The organism is Streptomyces katrae (genome assembly GCF_002028425.1).
In the GTDB taxonomy this organism is placed as follows: Bacteria; Actinomycetota; Actinomycetes; order Streptomycetales; family Streptomycetaceae; genus Streptomyces; species Streptomyces katrae_A.
Genome location: NZ_CP020042.1, coordinates 3,276,540 through 3,294,396 on the forward strand (window position 1 = coordinate 3,276,540; position 17,857 = coordinate 3,294,396).

12 protein-coding genes are annotated in these 17,857 nt (G+C 74.1%); 2 read left to right on the forward strand and 10 right to left on the reverse strand.

Annotation, left to right across the window (positions count from 1 at the left end; all coding sequences use genetic code 11):
• Positions 1-93 precede the first annotated feature (93 nt).
• From B4U46_RS14685 to rsmI, 10 genes are all read right to left on the reverse strand, one after another.
• Positions 94-1,815, reverse strand: coding sequence for a PQQ-binding-like beta-propeller repeat protein (locus B4U46_RS14685; RefSeq protein ID WP_079427669.1), 1,722 nt, complete (start codon positions 1,813-1,815; stop codon positions 94-96).
• A 41-nt stretch (positions 1,816-1,856) separates the two neighbouring features.
• Positions 1,857-3,455, reverse strand: coding sequence for a PQQ-binding-like beta-propeller repeat protein (locus B4U46_RS14690; protein ID WP_079427671.1), 1,599 nt, complete (start codon positions 3,453-3,455; stop codon positions 1,857-1,859).
• Between the two features lie 178 nt (positions 3,456-3,633).
• On the reverse strand, positions 3,634-5,433 hold the full coding sequence (locus tag B4U46_RS14695; RefSeq protein WP_079427673.1) for an ABC-F family ATP-binding cassette domain-containing protein: 1,800 nt from the start codon (positions 5,431-5,433) through the stop codon (positions 3,634-3,636).
• Between the two features lie 28 nt (positions 5,434-5,461).
• On the reverse strand, positions 5,462-6,802 hold the full coding sequence (locus B4U46_RS14700) for an acyltransferase family protein (protein WP_079427675.1): 1,341 nt from the start codon (positions 6,800-6,802) through the stop codon (positions 5,462-5,464).
• 365 nt (positions 6,803-7,167) lie between these two features.
• Positions 7,168-8,103 (reverse strand): 4-(cytidine 5'-diphospho)-2-C-methyl-D-erythritol kinase, encoded by a 936-nt coding sequence (locus B4U46_RS14705; RefSeq protein WP_237292864.1) that lies wholly within the window; start codon positions 8,101-8,103, stop codon positions 7,168-7,170.
• Positions 8,100-9,026 carry a 16S rRNA (adenine(1518)-N(6)/adenine(1519)-N(6))-dimethyltransferase RsmA gene (rsmA, locus tag B4U46_RS14710; RefSeq protein ID WP_079427677.1) on the reverse strand — a complete coding sequence of 309 codons (927 nt, stop codon included), beginning with the start codon at positions 9,024-9,026 and terminating at the stop codon, positions 8,100-8,102. The genes B4U46_RS14705 and rsmA overlap by 4 nt, the downstream gene beginning before the upstream one ends.
• On the reverse strand, positions 9,023-10,237 hold the full coding sequence (locus B4U46_RS40050; RefSeq protein ID WP_121017655.1) for a resuscitation-promoting factor: 1,215 nt from the start codon (positions 10,235-10,237) through the stop codon (positions 9,023-9,025). Before B4U46_RS40050 ends, rsmA begins: the two co-directional genes overlap by 4 nt.
• Before the next feature lie 1,536 nt (positions 10,238-11,773).
• Positions 11,774-12,670, reverse strand: coding sequence for a TatD family hydrolase (locus B4U46_RS14720; RefSeq protein WP_079427681.1), 897 nt, complete (start codon positions 12,668-12,670; stop codon positions 11,774-11,776).
• 9 nt (positions 12,671-12,679) lie between these two features.
• Positions 12,680-13,171, reverse strand: coding sequence for a hypothetical protein (locus tag B4U46_RS14725; protein WP_398898574.1), 492 nt, complete (start codon positions 13,169-13,171; stop codon positions 12,680-12,682).
• Positions 13,172-13,332: 161 nt separating this feature from the next.
• Positions 13,333-14,229: a 16S rRNA (cytidine(1402)-2'-O)-methyltransferase gene (gene rsmI, locus B4U46_RS14730; protein ID WP_079431763.1), complete on the reverse strand. Its 897-nt coding sequence runs from the start codon at positions 14,227-14,229 to the stop codon at positions 13,333-13,335.
• A 68-nt stretch (positions 14,230-14,297) separates the two neighbouring features.
• On the opposite strand from rsmI, the gene B4U46_RS14735 reads away from it, so the two are divergent.
• On the forward strand, positions 14,298-16,064 hold the full coding sequence (locus B4U46_RS14735; protein ID WP_079427683.1) for a dolichyl-phosphate-mannose--protein mannosyltransferase: 1,767 nt from the start codon (positions 14,298-14,300) through the stop codon (positions 16,062-16,064).
• A gap of 81 nt (positions 16,065-16,145) precedes the next feature.
• Positions 16,146-17,795: a penicillin-binding transpeptidase domain-containing protein gene (locus tag B4U46_RS14740; RefSeq protein ID WP_100863505.1), complete on the forward strand. Its 1,650-nt coding sequence runs from the start codon at positions 16,146-16,148 to the stop codon at positions 17,793-17,795.
• Positions 17,796-17,857 lie beyond the last annotated feature (62 nt).

A 17,857-nucleotide genomic window follows, 5' to 3' on the forward strand; every position in this document is an offset into this window, starting at 1 on the left:
GGGCGCGGTGGTTACCGCGCGAAAGCCCCCGATCGGCGGGCACCGGCCGGGGGCTTTCGCGGGCGTCCGCGCGCTCTTGGCGCGGCGCGGGTGTCAGTTCGCGGCGAAGGAGATGAACAGGTAGTCCTTCTCCTTGTCGGAGTACGGCTTGCTGGCCAGGCTCTCGGACATGAACAGGCGGCCGTTGTGGTAGCGCAGTTCGGAGCGGTCCGGGGAGAAGCCGGCCTCCTGGCTCCGGCTGGCGGCCGGGTTCTGCATCAGGACGGTCTCCTTCATCGTCTTGCCGTCGAGGCTGACGACCTGCCCGCCGTTGTCGTACGGGGGCACCTTGTAGGCGATGATGTTCGACCCGTCCATGCGCAGCGGGTACATGACGTACTTCTCGCCCGCGTCGGCGCGGTCGCTGGTGGCCTTGCCGGTGTCGAGGTCGAAGGAGACGATCTCGTTGGTGCGGCCGGTGGGCGAGGAGCCCTGGTGCTCGTACGTGGGCAGGTAGACCTTGCCGTTGCCGACGACCATGTTGGTGCACTGCTCGACCTCGGTGGCCGGGCAGCGGGGCGCGTAGCTGCCGGAGGAGAGGCCGATGCGGGCCTTGAGCTGGCCGGCGTCGTCGAGGACGAAGAGGTCGCTGACGTTGGTGGCGTTCTTCGCGGTGTTGCCGACGTTGGCGGCGATGACGAGGGGCTTGGTGGAGATGATGCCGGCCCACTCGATGCCCGCGGACAGCTTGTACGAGTACTTGGGCGCGCCGGTGGCCGGGTCGAGGGCCTGCGCGAAGAGGGTCTCGTCGGAGTTGCCGCCGCACTTGCGCAGGACGGCGAGGGCTTCGCCGCCCGCGTAGCCGAGGTCGTAGCAGCCCTGGGCGTCGGTCTTGGGGGTCCACAGGGGCTTGCCGTCGGCGAGGTTCCAGGCGGCGCCGCCGTACAGGCCGCCGGCGGCTACGGTCTGGCCGCTGATGGTGATCTCGCTGAAGGCCACCGGCTTGTCGCCGCCGGTGGCGGACTTGGCGGTGGCGGACCACACCAGCTTGCCGGTGTTCAGGTCGACGACGCCGGCCTGGGTGCACTGCGGGTACTTCTTGTCGGCGGTGGCCGGGCCCTCCTCGAAGAGGATGGCGGTCTTGTTGTCGCTGATGTGCTTGGTGGCTCCGCAGACGTTGGCGCCGAGCGGGAGTTCCCACTTCTTGCCGCCGTCGACGAGGTTGTAGCCGACGACCTTGCCCAGGTCGGACTTGACGTAGGTGGTGTCGGTCAGCCAGGAGCCGTCGACGCCGATCACGCTGTCGCCGGACACCTGGGTGGTCGCGCTGGCCAGCGGCTTCGACTTGGGGTTGGCCGGGGCCTTCTCGCTGCCGGCCAGGGCCGGGCCCTTGGGGTCGGGCGAGCCGCTCGCGGAGGCGGCGGGCGGCTTGTCGCCGCCCGCGTCGCCGGAGGTGTACCAGAAGCCGCCGCCGATGATGAGGGCCATCGCCAGGACGGCCGCGCCGACGATCAGCAGCTGGTTGCGCAGGTCGTTGGAGCCGCCTGCGGCGGGCTGCGCCGGGGCGGGGGCCTGGAGGGTGCCCGGCTGCGGGTAGCCGTAGCCGGGCTGCTGCTGCGGGTAGCCGTAGCCGGGCTGGCCGGCCGTCGGGGGCATGGCCGGCTGGGCGGGCTGGGTGGCGGACTGCGGAGGCTGCGCGGGCTGCGGGGGCTGCTGCGGCGGGGTGCCGGGGGCCTGCGGGGCGGCCGGGGGCTGCCCCGGCGGCGGGCCGGGCGGCGGCGGGGGACCGCCGAAACCGCCGGACGGCGGCTGGCTGGGGGGCGGCGGGGTGCTCATCTGCTGCTACTGCCTCTCGGTGGGCGGCTCGGTGGACTCGTTCACTTGCCGAATGCCATCAGGAACTTCTCGTCCGTGCTGTTGGCCATCAGGGTGGTCACGGACAGGAAGAAACGGCCGTCCTGGAAGGCCCTCTGGGAGAACATGAAGGAGCCTTCGATCTTCGCGGCCGGTCCCGAGGGCAGGCGCAGCAGCGTCGTGGGCGTGCCGCCGGCCACCGGGATCGAGATGATCTCGCCGGGCTGGTCGAGGGCGCCGGTGTGGTAGGCGATCAGCTGTCCGCCCGCGGCCTTGAGGGGGCTCAGGCTCCGCTTGTCGCCGGCGGCCCGGCGCCACTTGGGCTTTCCGGTGGCGAGGTCGAAGGCGACGATCTCGTTGTTGTCGCCGCCCTTGGTGTCGGTCATCAGGTAGAGGGTGTCGCCGTCGACGGCGGCGTCGCCGCAGCCCTGGAGGTCGTCGAGGGTGCTGCTGCCGCAGTTGACGGCGAAGGAGCCTTCGGCGGCCATGGCGGAGCGCTTCTTGCCGTCGGCGGTCAGGGCGATGACGGCGCGTTCCTTGGTGTCGCGGTTGCCGATGTCGAGGACGGCCGGGAAGACGGAGTAGACGCCGTTGACCTGCCAGCCCTTGGGGAGCCGGTAGGCCCAGCTCTTCTTGCCGGTGACCGGGTCGGCGTCCTGGACCTCGACGGTGCGGTCGGCGTCCATGCACAGGGCGATGCCGAGCACCTTGTCGCGGCCGGCGGCGTACTGGGTGGGCTGGCAGCCTTCGGGGACGTTGCCGGAGAAGAGCTTGTCGCCGGTGCTGACGCGGTAGGCGCTGGTGCCGCCGAGCCGGTTGACGACGACGGTGTCGCCGGTGAGGCTCAGGGTCGCGCTGGCGCCGCCGCCGAACAGGCTCTCCTTGACGACCTCCTTGGTCCACCCCTCCTTGCCGGCCTTGAGGTCGATCTGCTTCAGCTGGTTGCACTCGGCATTGGAGCCGGCGCCGTCCTTGACGATGACGACGGTCTTGCCGTCGGCGGTGGCCTGGGCGGCGATCCCGCAGATCTCCGCTCGGACGTCGATCTTCCACTTCTCCTTGCCGTCGGCCGTGCCGTAGCCGACGACGGTGTTGCCGATGGTCTTGGCGATGGTGTCGCCGACCACCCACTGGCCGCGGGTGGAGATGCCGCCCGAGCCGGAGCTCTGGAGTTTGACGGTCTTGAGCCAGAGCGCCTTGTCCTCGCCGGGCTTGCGGCCCGCGTTGAGGTCGGTCTGCTCGCCACTGCCGTTGCCGCTGCCGTCGCCCTTGTCCACGGACGCGGAGGGCTTGGGGTCGGCGGGGGTAGAGCCCTGTGCGACGGGCTGCTTGGGGCGCTCGTCGTCGCCGCCGAAGACGAACCAGGCGCCGGCGCCCAGGACGAGGACGCCCACGGCGGCCGCCGCGACGAGGACCGCGCCCTTGCGGCGGCCGCCGGGCGGCGGCGGGAAGCCGTAGCCGCCGGGCTGGACCGGCGGCTGGGGAACGGTCGGCGGCTGCTGGGCGTACGGGTTGCCGCCGGGCGGCGGGTATCCGTATCCCGGCTGGGGCGGCCCGGGGAGGTGGCCGTAACCGGAAGGGGGCGGCGGCTGGTTCGGCGGCGGCTGGGGCGGCTCGGTCATCAGCGCATACCTTCGGCTTCAGGCGGTCGGTGAACCGGGCGGGACCCGGCGGAGATCGAAAAGAACCGACCCTTTCTATCACCCGTGGCCGGTACGCAACGGGCCGGTCGCACCCCTGTTCCCAAGGGCGGACCGGCCCGTGACGCGGCCGTTATCGGGCCTCCCGGGGTCCCGGGGCTCAGGCCTCCTCGGCCAGTTCCAGCCAGCGCATCTCCAATTCGTCCCGCTCGGAGATGAGTTCGCGCAGCTCCGCGTCGAGCTTGGCGACCTTGTCGTAGTCGGTGGAGTGCTCGGCGATCTGGGCGTGCAGGTTCGACTCGCGGTCGGACATCTTGTTGAGCTGCCGCTCGATCTTCTGGAGTTCCTTCTTCGCGGCGCGGGAGTCGCCGGAGGACGTCGACTTGGCCGCGGCCGCCGGGGCGGGCGCGGGGGCGGCCGCCTCGATCATCCGCCGGCGGCGCTCCAGGTACTCGTCCAGGCCGCGCGGCAGCATCCGCAGGCTCGCGTCGCCGAGCAGGGCCATCACCGTGTCGGTGGTGCGCTCGATGAAGAACCGGTCGTGCGAGATCACGATCATCGAGCCGGGCCAGCCGTCGAGGAGGTCCTCCAGCTGGGTGAGGGTCTCGATGTCGAGGTCGTTGGTGGGCTCGTCGAGGAAGAGGACGTTGGGCTCGTCCATCAGCAGGCGCAGGATCTGCAGCCGGCGGCGCTCACCGCCGGACAGGTCGCCGACGGGCGTCCACTGCTTCTCCTTGGTGAACCCGAACTGCTCGCACAGCTGACCGGCCGTCATCTCCCGGCCCTTGCCGAGGTCGACGCGGTCGCGGACGCGCTGGACGGCCTCCAGGACGCGCAGCGACGGGTCGAGCTCGCCGACCTCCTGGGAGAGGTAGGCCAGGCGGACGGTCTTGCCGACGGTGATCTCGCCGGACGCCGGCTGGACCTCGCCCTGGGTGCGGGCGGCCTCGGCGAGGGCCCGCAGCAGGGAGGTCTTGCCCGCGCCGTTGACGCCGACGAGGCCGACGCGGTCGCCGGGGCCCAGGTGCCAGGTGAGGTGCTTGAGGAGGGTCTTGGGTCCGGCCTGGACGGTGACGTTCTCCAGGTCGAAGACGGTCTTGCCGAGGCGGGCGTTGGCGAAGCGCATCAGCTCCGACTTGTCGCGCGGCTCCGGCACGTCGGCGATCAGCTCGTTGGCGGCCTCGATGCGGTAGCGGGGCTTGGAGGTCCGGGCGGGGGCGCCGCGGCGCAGCCAGGCCAGCTCCTTGCGCATCAGGTTCTGCCGCTTGGTCTCCTCGGTGGCGGCGATCCGCTCGCGTTCGGCGCGGGCGAAGACGTAGTCGCTGTAGCCGCCCTCGTACTCGTAGACGGAGCCGCGCTGGACGTCCCACATGCGGGTGCAGACCTGGTCGAGGAACCAGCGGTCGTGGGTGACGCAGACGAGGGCGCTGCGGCGGGTCTGGAGGTGGCCGGCCAGCCAGGAGATGCCCTCGACGTCGAGGTGGTTGGTGGGCTCGTCGAGGACGAGGAGGTCCTGCTCGGCGATGAGCAGCTTGGCGAGGGCGATGCGGCGGCGCTCGCCGCCGGAGAGCGGGCCGATGACGGTGTCCAGGCCCTGGCCGAAGCCGGGCAGGTCCAGGCCGCCGAAGAGGCCCGTGAGCACGTCGCGGACCTTGGCGTTGCCGGCCCACTCGTGGTCGGCCATGTCGCCGATGATCTCGTGGCGGATGGTGGCCGAGGGGTCGAGGGAGTCGTGCTGGGTGAGGACGCCCATCCGCGTGCCGCCGCTCTGGGTGACCCGGCCGCTGTCGGGCTCCTCCAGTTTGGCGAGCATCCGGATGAGGGTGGTCTTGCCGTCACCGTTGCGGCCGACCACGCCGATCCGGTCGCCCTCGGATACGCCGAGGGAGATGCCGTCGAGCAGGGTACGGGTGCCGTACACCTTGCTGACTGCCTCGACATTGACCAGGTTGACGGCCATCAGACGCGCTCCAGGGAAAGGGTGTGGATCAGCCCCTCAGCCTAACCCTCCGCGCCGACGCCGACCGTTCCACCAGCCAGGCGCCCGCCAGGGCCATGCCGATGGCGGCGGGCGCGGTGACCGGGAGGGCGATGAGGACGGCGGTGTGCCCCTCCAGGAGCCCGCCGAGGCCGGTCGTGGACAGGCCGAGGATCCCCAGCAGGCACAGGGTGGTGCCGAGGGCGGCGGCGGGGCCGGCGGCGGGGGTGGCGGGGCCGGCCGCGGCGGCGGGGGTGCGGGAGGGTGCCTCGAAGCGGCGGAAGCAGGCCACGAGGAGGGCGGTGAGCCCGGCGGCGAGGAGGATCCTGACCGGGACCTGCGCCCACCAGGCGGCGGTGGCCGGCTCGGGCAGGGCGAGGCCGAGGGCGAGCTGGGCGGCGTACACCCCGAGCATGGCGGTGAGGTGCCACAGGAACGCGGTCATGGCGACCCCGTTGGCGGCGACCACCCCGCGCCAGACGCGGGGCCGGGCGAGCAGGGCGGCGGCGGGGCGCGCGAGCAGCTGGACGGCGCCGACCAGCCACATGCCGTGGCAGAGCAGGGCGAGGGTGGGCGGGGCCATGTTGGACACCTTCTCGCCGGGCATCCCCACCATCGACAGCGGGTACGGCCCGGCGGCGACGAGGAGCACCGCCCCGGCGAGGCCGGCGCCGCCGAGGAGGGCGGGGCGGCGGATGCGGCCGTCGGCGCGCAGGAAGCCGAGCTGGTGGACGGCGAGCCAGACGAAGGCGAAGTTCAGGAACTCGGCGTACGGGACGTGCAGGGCGAAGCGCAGGACGTCGACCAGCGCGGCGGCGCCCGCCAGGGCGGCGAATGCGCCCCATCCCCAGCGGGCGTGGGCGCGCAGCAGGGGCGGGGTGAGGGCCACCATGGCGAGGTAGATCCCGATGAACCACAGCGGCTGGGTGACCATCCGCAGCGCGGCTGCGGCCAGCGGGCCGCGGTCGGCGCCGGCGAGCTGCACGGCCAGGGCGAGGACGGCCCACACCAGGACGAACACCAGGGTGGGCCGCAGCAGGCGGCGCAGCCGGGCGCGCAGGAAGACGGCGTACACGGGCCGGCCGGCGGCGCGGCGCTCCAGGGAGCGGTAGGAGAGGGCGTGGCTGAACCCGCCGACGAAGAAGAAGACGGGCATCACCTGGAGCCCCCAGGTGAGCAGCTGGAGCCGGGGCAGCAGGGCGAGCAGGTTCCCGATGCCGGCGGAGCTCACGGCGGCCATCAGCCAGTGGCCGAGGACGACGGTCCCGAGGGAGGCGACGCGGAGGAGGTCCACGTACCGGTCCCGCGAGGCGGGGGTGGCGTCGGCGAGTTCGCGTGCGCTGGCTGTCATGTCCCCTACGCTCGCGGCGCGGGGCGGGCGGGAACAGGGCGCGGCTACTCATCCGCGGCCTAGGTACCGGGGACTGGGCAGGGGTGCCGCTGCGCGGGGCGAGGTCCCCCACCCGCCCTTCGCCCGTTCCCCGGGGCAAGCCCCGGACCCCGTACGTGCGCTGCGCGCCCGTACGCTCAAACGCCGCGCGGGCTGGATTGCCCGCAGGGCAATTCCAGCCCCGCCGGCGTTTGAGGCGCTGGGAGCACCTCCCAGCGGGTAGCTGGGGGAGGGTCCGGGGGCGGAGCCCCCGGGAGACGGAGAAAGGGCGGGGCGGGGAGACGGCTCCGCGCAGCGGCACCACGCGCACCCCCCGGCGGGCCCGGCTACGCCAGGACCGTGGCCCCCGCCGCCGGCGAGGCGGTGACGCGGGTGGCCCGGCACGTACCGGAGGCCTCCAGCTCTGCCGCGACCTTCACCGCGGCCCCGGCGTCCCGCACCAGGAACGCCGTCGTCGGCCCCGACCCCGACACCAGCCCGGCCAGGGCCCCGGCCCCCACCCCCGCCGCCAGCGTCTGCGCCAGCTCCGGCCGCAGCGACAGCGCCGCCGGCTGGAGCCCGTTGGACCGCGGCAGCACCGCCGCCAGCGCGTCCGGGTCACCCGACGCGAGGGCGGCCAGCAGTTCCGCCGAGGCCTGCGGCACCGGTACGGCCGTGCCCTCCGTGAGCCGGTCGAACTCGCGGAACACCGCCGGCGTCGACAGCCCGCCGTGCGCCACCGCGAACACCCAGTGGAACGTCCCCGCCGGCACGGGGGTCAGCAGCTCCCCGCGCCCGGTGCCCAGTGCCGCGCCGCCCACCAGGCTGAAGGGGACGTCGCTGCCGAGCTCCGCGCAGATGGCGAGGAGTTCCTCGCGCGGGGTTCCGAGCCCCCACAGCGCGTCGCACGCCAGCAGCGCCGCCGCGCCGTCCGCGCTGCCGCCGGCCATGCCGCCCGCGACGGGGATGTCCTTGGCGATGTGCAGGTGGACGGCGGGGGTGAGCCCGGCCCTCGCGGCGAGGATCTCGGCGGCCCGCGCCGCGAGGTTCGTCCGGTCCAGCGGCACCTGGTCGCTGTCGGGGCCCTCGCAGCTGACGGTGGGCCCGTCGCCGGTGGTGGCGGTCGCGGTCACCTCGTCGTAGAGGGAGACGGCGAGGAAGACGTTGGCCAGGTCGTGGAAGCCGTCGGGGCGGGCCGCGCCCACCGCCAGCTGCACGTTGACCTTCGCGGGAACCCGTACGGTGACCGGCCCGGCCACCGGCCCGCGGGGCGCGGCGCTCACAGCGCGGGCTTCTGTGCGTGGGCGGGCTTGTGCTCGGCGATCGCCGCGAACTCCTCGACGGTCAGGGACTCGCCGCGGGCCAGCGGGTTGATCCCGGCGGCGGTCAGCGCGGCCTCGGCGGCGGCCGCCGAGCCGGCCCAGCCGGCCAGGGCCGAGCGCAGGCCCTTGCGCCGCTGGGCGAACGCCGCGTCGACCACCGCGAAGACCTCGGCCTTGGAGGCGCTGGTCGCGATCGGCTCGGAGCGGCGGACGAGGGAGACGAGTCCGGAGTCCACGTTCGGGGCGGGCCAGAAGACGTTGCGGCCGATGGCCCCGGCGCGCTTGACGTCCGCGTACCAGTTCGCCTTGACGGAGGGGACCCCGTACACCTTGTTGCCGGGGCGGGCGGCGAGCCGGTCGGCGACCTCCGCCTGAACCATGACGAGGGTCCGCTCGATGCTGGGGAAGCGGTCGAGCATGGTCAGCAGCACCGGCACGGCCACGTTGTAGGGGAGGTTCGCGACGAGGGCGGTCGGCGCGGGGCCGGGCAGCTCGGTGACCAGCATCGCGTCGGAGTGGACGAGCGCGAACCGGTCCTTCTTGTGCGGCATCCGGGCGGCGATGGTGGCGGGCAGCGCGGCGGCCAGGATGTCGTCGATCTCGACGGCGACGACCCGGTCGGCGGCCTCCAGCAGGGCGAGCGTCAGCGAGCCGAGGCCCGGGCCGACCTCGACGACCACGTCGTCGGGGCGGACCCCGGCGGTGCGCACGATCCGGCGGACCGTGTTGGCGTCGATGACGAAGTTCTGGCCCTTCTGCTTCGTCGGGCGCACGCCGAGGGCGGCGGCCAGCTCTCGGATGTCGGCCGGGCCGAGGAGGGCGTCGGAAGGGGCCTCGGTGTTCCCGGGGGTCCCGTGGGGCTGCTGCTGCTCTGCGGTGCTCACCGGTAAAGCCTACGGCCGCAGTGCGGCCACGGACTCGCCCCCCGCTGCACGTAGAGCTTCTTCGCCCGGAACGTCTGCTCCCCGGCGGGGGCGTCCTGCGGGCGGCCGCTGCCGCCGAGGGCCTGCCAGGTGGCCACGTCGAACTGGTAGAGGCCTCCGTAGGTGCCGGAGGCGTCGGTGGCGGAGGGCCGGCCGCCGGACTCGCACTGGGCCAGCGCCCCCCAGTCGAGGTGGTCGGCGCCGGCGACGGAGGCCGGCAGCGGCTTCGTGCCGACCTTGACCAGCTGGCTGACGGGCTCGCGGACGACCTCCTCGGCGATCTTGCGGGGGGGCTGGCGGACCCCGTTGACGGTGCGCAGCCCGTACGTGACCCGGCGCGCGCCGGGGCGTCCGGCGCGCTCGACGACCTCGCTGCCGGCGAACAGGGTGTCGTCCTCGACGCGTTCGGTCTCGTACGGGATGCGCTCCTCACGGACCTCGCGGGTGCCGGTGATGCGCAGGACGGTGACGGTCTGGCCGTCGCGCGGGAAGGAGTCCGGGGGGACGGAGGTGGTGTCCTCGCCGCGCAGGGTGATGCCGGCCTGGTCGAGGGCCTCCTTGACGGTGGCGGCGTTGGTGCGGATGGTTCGTTCGCGGCCGTCGGCCATGAAGGTGACGCCGCGTTCGGTGCGCACGCTGAGGGTGAGTCCGGTGCGGGGGACGGGGGCGGTGCGGGGGGCGGAGAGGTAGGCGCCCTCGACGCGGACGCCGAGCTGGCGCAGGGCGGCGTCGACGGTGCGGGCGGTGGTCCACACGCGGCGGCTGGTGCCGTCGAGGGTGAGGCTCAGGGGGCGGCCGTAGCGGACGACGACCTCTTCGCCGTCCTCGAGGGAGGAGTCGCGGGCGGGGGCGACGAGGTCGTGCGGGCCGACGCCGAGGCCTTCGGCGGCCAGGAGGTCCTCGACGTTCCCGGCGAAGGTGTGGAGGGTGCGGGGTTCGCCGTCGACGGTGAGGTGGACGGACTTGTCGGCGGCGACGAAGGCGGTGGTGCCCCCGGCGAGGAAGGCCACGACGAGGGCCTGGGGGACGATGCGCCGCCAGCCGTCACGGACGGCGGCACCCTGCACGGCGCCGGTACGGGCACGGCGCCGCCGGCCGGGGGCGGCGGCGTCGGGTTCGGCTGCGTCCAGGGGGTGGGGGGCGGCACGGCGCCGGCCGGTGGGGGCGGCCAGGTCGGGTCCCGCGGGGGCGGGAACGCCGTCGAACGCCCTGCGGCGGCCGGCGGCTGCGCCCGCATCACCCCCGGCTTCGGCCGGGGCACCGGGGGCCCGGCGGCGTCCGGTGGCCGGGGTGCGCCCGGGGCCGGCGTCCGGGGCGGGGGCGTCACCGTACGGGGAACCTGGCGCCCGGCGACGGCCGGGGCCGGCGTCCGGGGCGGGGGCGTCGCCGTACGGGGAGCCTGGCGCCCGGCGGCGGCCGGGGCCGGTGTCCGAAGCGGGGTCGTCACCGTAGGGGGAACCTGGCGCCCGGCGACGGCTGGAGCCGGTGTCCGAAGCGGGGCCGTCACCGTACGGGGAACCTGGGGCGCGGCGACGGCCGGGGCCGGTGTCCGAAGCGGGGCCGTCACCGTACGGGGAACCTGGGGCGCGGCGACGGCCGGGGCCGGTGTCCGAAGCGGGGCCGTCACCGTAGGGGGAGCCTGGCACCCGGCGACGGCCGGGGCCGGCGTCCGGGGCGGGGTCGCCGCCGTAGGGGGAGCCTGGGGCGCGGCGGCGACCGGTGGCCGTGGGGGCGTCAGGGGCGGCTCCGAGGCCGGGGGCCGCGCCGGGGCCGAGGGCCGCGCCGGGGCCGGGCGCCGCGCCGGCGCGGCGCCTGCCGGTGGGGCGGCGGCTTTCGGCGGGGGCCGCGCCCGGGATTCCGGCGGGCGGGGGTGCGGCGGCCAGGGGTGGTGGTCCGGCCGGGGCGGCGGCCCTGCGGCGGCCACCCCCTCCGGCCCGGCGGGAGGGGGCCGGGGCGGGGTCGTCGGCGGCGGGCGGGGGCGGGCCGGGTGTGGGGCCGGGGGCGGGACCTGCTCCGGCGCGGCGCCTGCCGGTGCCCTGGCCGGTCCGGCCGGCGGGCTGACCGGCGCCGCCCGGGCCCGCGCTCTGGGGCCGCCGCCTGGGCCCGCTTCGGTCCGTTCCGCACCGGACGCCCTGCGCCGGGCGCCGCGCCGCCCTTCGGCCCGGGGGGCGGGGACCCCGGGCTCGGGGCCGGGGCCCTGGCGCTGGCCGAGGCCCGGGTCCAGATCCAGATCCAGATCCAGGGCCAGGTCCAGGTCCAGGTCCGGATCCGGAGCCGGGCCGGCGTCCGGCTCGGCCTCCGGCCAGGAGACACGGCGGTGACTGCCCTGCGTATCGCTCACGTCGCTCGCTCCACTGGTCCGGCCCCGGCTGGTTCGGGCACGGCACCCTAGCGGGAGCGGCCGTCACGCACCAAAGCCGTTCGACTACCCAGCGTGTCGAACGAACGGGTGTACCGAAGGTGTTGCCACGGCCATACCGAAATGTCGGCACATCACCATGTCGGCACACCCATATATCCCCATGTCGCCAATGCCACCTGCACGGCACACGACCCACACCGCACGCGACCCGCGCACGCGTCAACCGCACGACACGCAACTCACACCAGCCGCGCACCGCACACACCCGCAAGCCCCCCCGCCGGGCGGCAACGCACGCGCCACCCGCCCGCGCCCCAGGGCCGCGCCCCACCGGCGCGGCGGCCGGTCAGTAGTCGAAGGCGCGGGCCGTGTTCGCCGCGAGGGCCGTGGCCATGGCGTCCTCGTCGATGCCGCGCACCGCCGCCATCGCCCGCACCGTCAGCGGGATCAGGTACGGCGCGTTGGGCCGCCCGCGGTAGGGCGCCGGCGTGAGGTACGGGGCGTCCGTCTCCACCAGCACCAGCTCCAGCGGGGCCACCGCCAGCGCCTCGCGCAGCGGCGCCGCGTTCTTGAAGGTGACCGTGCCGGCGAAGGACATGTAGTACCCGGCGGCAGCGCACTCCCGGGCCATCTCGGCGTCCCCCGAGTAGCAGTGGAAGACGGTCCGCTCGGGCGCGCCCTCCTCGCGGAGCACGCGCAGCACGTCGGCGTGGGCGTCGCGGTCGTGGATGACCAGCGCCTTCCCCTGCCGTTTGGCGATCTCGATGTGGGCCCGGAAGGAACGCTCCTGCGCGGCCATGCCCTCCGGTCCGGTGCGGAAGTAGTCCAGCCCGGTCTCGCCGACCGCCTTGACGTGGCCGAGGGCGGCCAGTGCCTCGATCTCGGCGAGTGCGTCGTCCAGCGCGCCCTCACCGCCGCCGGCCCGGGCGCCCTGCCGCGACCAGCCGTCGGGGTCCCCGAGGACGATGCGGGGGGCTTCGTTCGGGTGCAGTGCCACCGCCGCGTGGACGTTGGGGTGGGCCGCCGCGGTCTCGGCGGCCCACCGCGAGCCCTTCACGTCGCAGCCCACCTGCACGACCGTGGTCACCCCCACCGAGGCGGCCTTCGCCAGCCCCTCCTCGACCGTGCCGGACTGCATGTCGAGGTGGGTGTGGGAGTCGGCCACCGCCACCCGCAGCGGTTCGGGCAGCGGGGGCGGGGCGTCCTTGGCGGCGGAGGAGGAGGCGGAAGGGCTAGGGCTCATGGGCCGATCTTATGACCGGCGCAGCAGCCCCAGCAGGCGGGAGAGCAGGCCCCGGCGCCGGCCGCCGGGCTCGTTGACGGCCACCGGCCCCGGGGAGTCGTGCGAGGGCCTGCGCTGCCTGGGGGGCCGCGGCGGGTTCTCGCCGGCCGGCACCGGTCCGGCGATCCCGGGGGCGATGCGGTGGTGGTAGAGCCGGTCGATGGTGGCGTTCACCTGGGAGACGGTGCCGGCCCGCATGATCCGTACGACGTGCCCGCCGCAGTTCAGGCAGGTCGGGTTCGACAGCGGGGAGGGCACCCGCTCGGCGTTCACCTTGTACATGATGAACGGCTGGCCCTTGCCGTCGGTGTGGTGCTCAATCGCGTAGGACTGCTCCCAGCCGTACCCGCACTTCATGCACGCGAAGGAGTAGGCCTCGTGCACGGTCTGCACGTCGGGTGTGGAAACGGCGGCAGGACCTGCGGCGGGGACGGGTACCGGGGTGTCAGCGATCTCACTCATGCCAGCTCCTCTTGTTCCACTGGTGCCATTGCCAGTGGACGCCTCTTCGGGCGGGAGCGCATCAGGCCCTGTCCAGTGTTGGACTCTCTTTGGGCCAGTCATGTCTCAAAGCGGCCGGTGCGCGGTCTGAGCTTTGCTTTTCAGGTTAGCTCTTTACCGATCTACGGCATCTTTTGTGCCGCATTCTTTGCCGCGACCACCGCGTCGAAGACCTCGCGCTTGGGTACTCCGACCTCGGCGGCGACCGCCGCGATGGCCTCCTTGCGCCGCTCCCCCGCCTCCTCGCGCACCCGCACCCTGCGCACCAGCTCCTCGTCGTCCAGGTCGGCGGGCCCGGCGGCCGGCGCGCCCTCGACGACGATGGTGATCTCACCGCGCACCCCCTCGGCGGCCCACTCGGCCAGAGCGCCGAGCCCGCCGCGCTTGACCTCCTCGTAGGTCTTGGTGAGCTCCCGGCACACGGCGGCCCGCCGGTCGGCGCCGAAGACCTCGGCCATGGCCGCCAGGGTGTCGTCGAGCCGGTGCGGGGCCTCGAAGTAGACGAGGGTGCGCCGCTCGCCCTCGACCTCGCGGAGCCGGCCGAGGCGCTCGCCCGCCTTGCGCGGCAGGAACCCCTCGAAGCAGAAGCGGTCCACCGGGAGCCCGGACAGCGCGAGCGCGGTGAGGACGGCGGAGGGCCCGGGCACGGCCGTGACCTTGATGTCCTTCTCCACCGCGGCGGCGACCAGCCGGTAGCCGGGGTCGGAGACCGAGGGCATTCCGGCGTCGGTCACCAGCAGCACCCGACGGCCCTGTTCCAGGGCCTCGACCAGCTCGGGGGTGCGGGCGGACTCGTTGCCCTCGAAGTACGACAGGACGCGTCCGGTGGTGTGCACACCGAGCCCCTGGGTGAGGCGGCGCAGCCGCCGGGTGTCCTCGGCGGCGATCACGTCGGCCCGTTCCAGCTCGGCGGCGAGCCGGGGCGGGGCGTCGGCCAGGTCGCCGATCGGAGTCCCGGCGAGGACGAGTACACCGTCGGAGGAGGGGGCTTGGGCGCCGCGCGGCTGGTCTGCTGTCACCGCCACATCCTCTCATTGGGGCTCGTGGGGACTGGGGCTCGCACAGGGGCGTTCCCTACGATGACCCGGTGACCAGTACCGCGACGCCGCCGCCCAGCCCCGCGGGGGCCCCGCCCGTCCCGCCGGGCGGACGCGGCTCCGAGCACGAGCCGCCCGTGTGGCTGCGCCGCCTGCGGGGGTTCGGCTACCTGCCGGCCGCACCGGCGGCCGATGTCCGTACCCGCCTCGTGCCCCCGTACGCCAGGCCGTCCGCCCAGCTGTGGGCGGCGCTCGGGATCCCGGAGACGGCGCGGCACGTCTGGCAGCGGGTCATGGCGTGGGCGGGCCCGCTGCTGGTCACGCTCGTGGCGGGGGTGCTGCGGTTCACGCACCTGGGCAGCCCGAAGGCGGTGATATTCGACGAGACGTACTACGCCAAGGACGCGTGGGCCACCATCCGGCAGGGCTACGAAGCCAGCTGGCCCAAGGATGTCGACAAGTCGATCCTGCTGAATCCCGACGCGGTGCCGCTGCCGACCGACCCCGGCTACGTCGTGCACCCGCCGGTCGGCAAATGGGTGATCGGGCTCGGCGAGTGGATGTTCGGCTTCAACCCGTTCGGCTGGCGGTTCATGACCGCACTGCTCGGCACCCTGTCCGTCCTGATGCTCTGCCGCATCGGCCGGCGCCTCTTCCGCTCCACCTTCCTCGGCTGTCTCGCGGGCGCGCTGCTCGCGGTCGACGGCCTGCACCTGGTGATGAGCCGCACCGCCCTGCTCGACCTGGTGCTGATGTTCTTCATCCTGGCCGCCTTCGGAGCGCTGCTCATCGACCGCGACCGGGCACGGGCCCGCCTCGCGGCGGCGCTCCCGGTCGACGAGGAGGGCCGCACCCGCCCGGACGCGGCCGTCGCGGAGACCCTGCGGCTGGGCTGGCGTCCGTACCGGCTGCTGGCCGGGGTCTGCCTGGGCCTGGCGTTCGGCACCAAGTGGAACGGCCTGGTGGTGCTGGCCTTCTTCGGGGTCCTGACCGTGCTGTGGGACGCGGCCGCGCGCCGCACCGCCGGCGCGGGCGCCCCGTACGCGGCCATGCTGCGCCGCGACGCGCTGCCGGGCTTCCTGTCGACGGTGCCGGTGGCGATCGCCGTGTACCTGACCTCCTGGCTCGGCTGGATCCTGAGCCCGGACGACGGCAAGGGCGGCTATTTCCGCGACTGGGCGGCCAAGTACGACCAGAACAGCTCGCTGGCCTTCCTGCCGGAGTGGCTGCGCAGCCTGTGGCACTACGAGACGGAGGTCTACAAGTTCCACGTGGGCCTGACCTCGGGCCACACCTACCAGTCCAACCCGTGGAGCTGGCTGGTCCTGGGCCGGCCGGTGTCCTACTTCTACGAGTCCCCCTCGCCCGGCACCGACGGCTGCCCGGCGACCGAGGCGGGCAAGTGCGCCCGCGAGGCGCTGGCCCTGGGCACGCCGCTGCTGTGGTGGGCGGGCTGCGTCGCGCTGCTGTACGTGCTGTGGCGGTGGTTCTTCCGGCGCGACTGGCGGGCGGGTGCGATCGTGTGCGCGCTGGGCGCCGGCCTGCTGCCCTGGTTCAACTACCAGGAGCGGACCATCTTCTACTTCTACGCGGTGGTCTTCGTCCCCTACCTGTGCCTGGCGGTGGCGATGATGATCGGGGCCGTGCTGGGGCCGGCGGGCTCCTCTGAACGGCGGCGGGCGATCGGGGCGATCGGGGCCGGCGTGCTTGTGCTGCTGATCGTCTGGAACTTCATCTATTTCTGGCCGATCTACACCGGCCAGCCCCTGCCCATGGACTCGTGGCGTGGCCGGATGTGGCTGGATACGTGGATCTGACCCGTTAACCCCGCGTAAGGTGTCCGACACGGATCCTTTGAACACGTTCAGAGGGCTGGGGCTCCTGGGGAGGGGACGCAAGTGAACGGGGCGGCCAAGGGTGCCATCGTCGGCGGGGTGTTCCTCGCGATGGCCGGCGGTGCGGCGTACGGGGTGGTCACCCTCGTGGGTGACAGCGGCGACCACGGCGGTGACGGCAAGAACGGGGCGGGGGGCAACGGCGCGGTGACCGCGCAGAGGGCGAGCGGGCCCGTCACCGACCAGGAGACGGGCCAGATCGCCAAGGCGTTCCTGGCCGCGTGGGCGTCGGGCGACGCCCGGACGGCCGCCGACCTGACGAACAACGCGCAGGCGGCGCAGCCGGCGGTGGCCGATTTCACGTCCAAGGCGCTCGTCTCCAAGGCGGTCATCACGCCCGGCACCGCGAACGGCACCACCGTGCCCTTCAAGGTCGAGGCCGAGATCACCCACGAGGGGACGACCAAGCCCTTCGTCTACGACTCGCAGCTGACCGTCGTCCGCGGCGCCGGCAGCGGCAAACCGCTCGTCGACTGGCAGCCCTCGGTGATCCACCCGCAGCTGCAGAAGGACGAGCGGCTGCGCGCGGGCACCCCGGCCAGCCCGCCGGTCAAGGCCGTCGACCGCCACGGCAAGGAGCTGACGCCCGAACAGTTCCCGTCGCTGCGGCCGATTCTAGACGCGCTGCGCAAGGCGTACGGGGAGAAGGCCGGCGGCACCCCCGGCGTCGAGGTGTGGATCGAACCGGCCGGCGCCGACGCCCCCAAGCGGACCCTGACGACGCTGGTCGAGGGCAAGCCGGGGCAGTTGCAGACCGTCCTCGACGCCGACGTGCAGGCGGCGGCGGAGAAGGCGGTGGCGCAGTACGCCGAGGCCTCGGTCGTCGCGGTCCAGCCGAGCACGGGCGACGTCCTGGCGGTGGCCAACCACCGTCAGGACGGCTTCAACGCGGCGATGCTGGGCCGGCGCGCACCCGGTTCGACGATGAAGATCGTGACGGCGGCGATGCTGCTGGAGAAGGGCCTGGTGGCGGCCGACCGGCCGGCGGCGTGCCCGCCGAGCGCCACGTGGGACGGCAAGGTCTTCCGCAACCAGGACGGCTTCTCGCTCCAGGGCCAGCCCTTCTCGACCAGCTTCGCCCGGTCCTGCAACACCGCCTTCATCAGCCTGATCGACGACGTGAAGGACAACGGCGCGCTGCCGAGGGTGGCCAAGGAGGCCTTCGGCATCGGGCTGGACTGGAAGACGGGCATCCCCTCGCAGGACGGCAGCGTCCCGGTGACCTCGGGTTCGGCGGCCGCCGCCGAGTACATCGGCCAGGGCGCGATCCAGATGAACCCGCTGAACATGGCCTCCATCACGGCGACGGCCCGCACCGGGGTGTTCCGCCAGCCGGTGCTGGTCAAGGCCTCCCTGGACGGCCGCACCCTGGCGACGGCCCCGCGGTCGCTGGCGCCGGGGGTGTCGGCGCAGCTGGTGCGGATGATGCGGCAGACGGCGACGAGCGGCACGGCGGCGAAGGCGATGGCCGCGGTCGGCGGCTCCGACAAGGGCGCGAAGACCGGATCGGCGGAGGTCGACGGCGCGACGGCCCCGGACAGCTGGTTCACGGGCTTCAGCGGCGACGTGGCGGCGGCGGCCATGGTCGAGGGCGGCGGCCACGGCGCGGACGCGGCGGGCCCGATCGTGGCCCGGGTCCTCAACGCCTCCTGACACCGTTCCCCGGCACGCGGACCACTGGGCCGGGGCAGGCGCAAAACGCCTCGCCCCCGGCC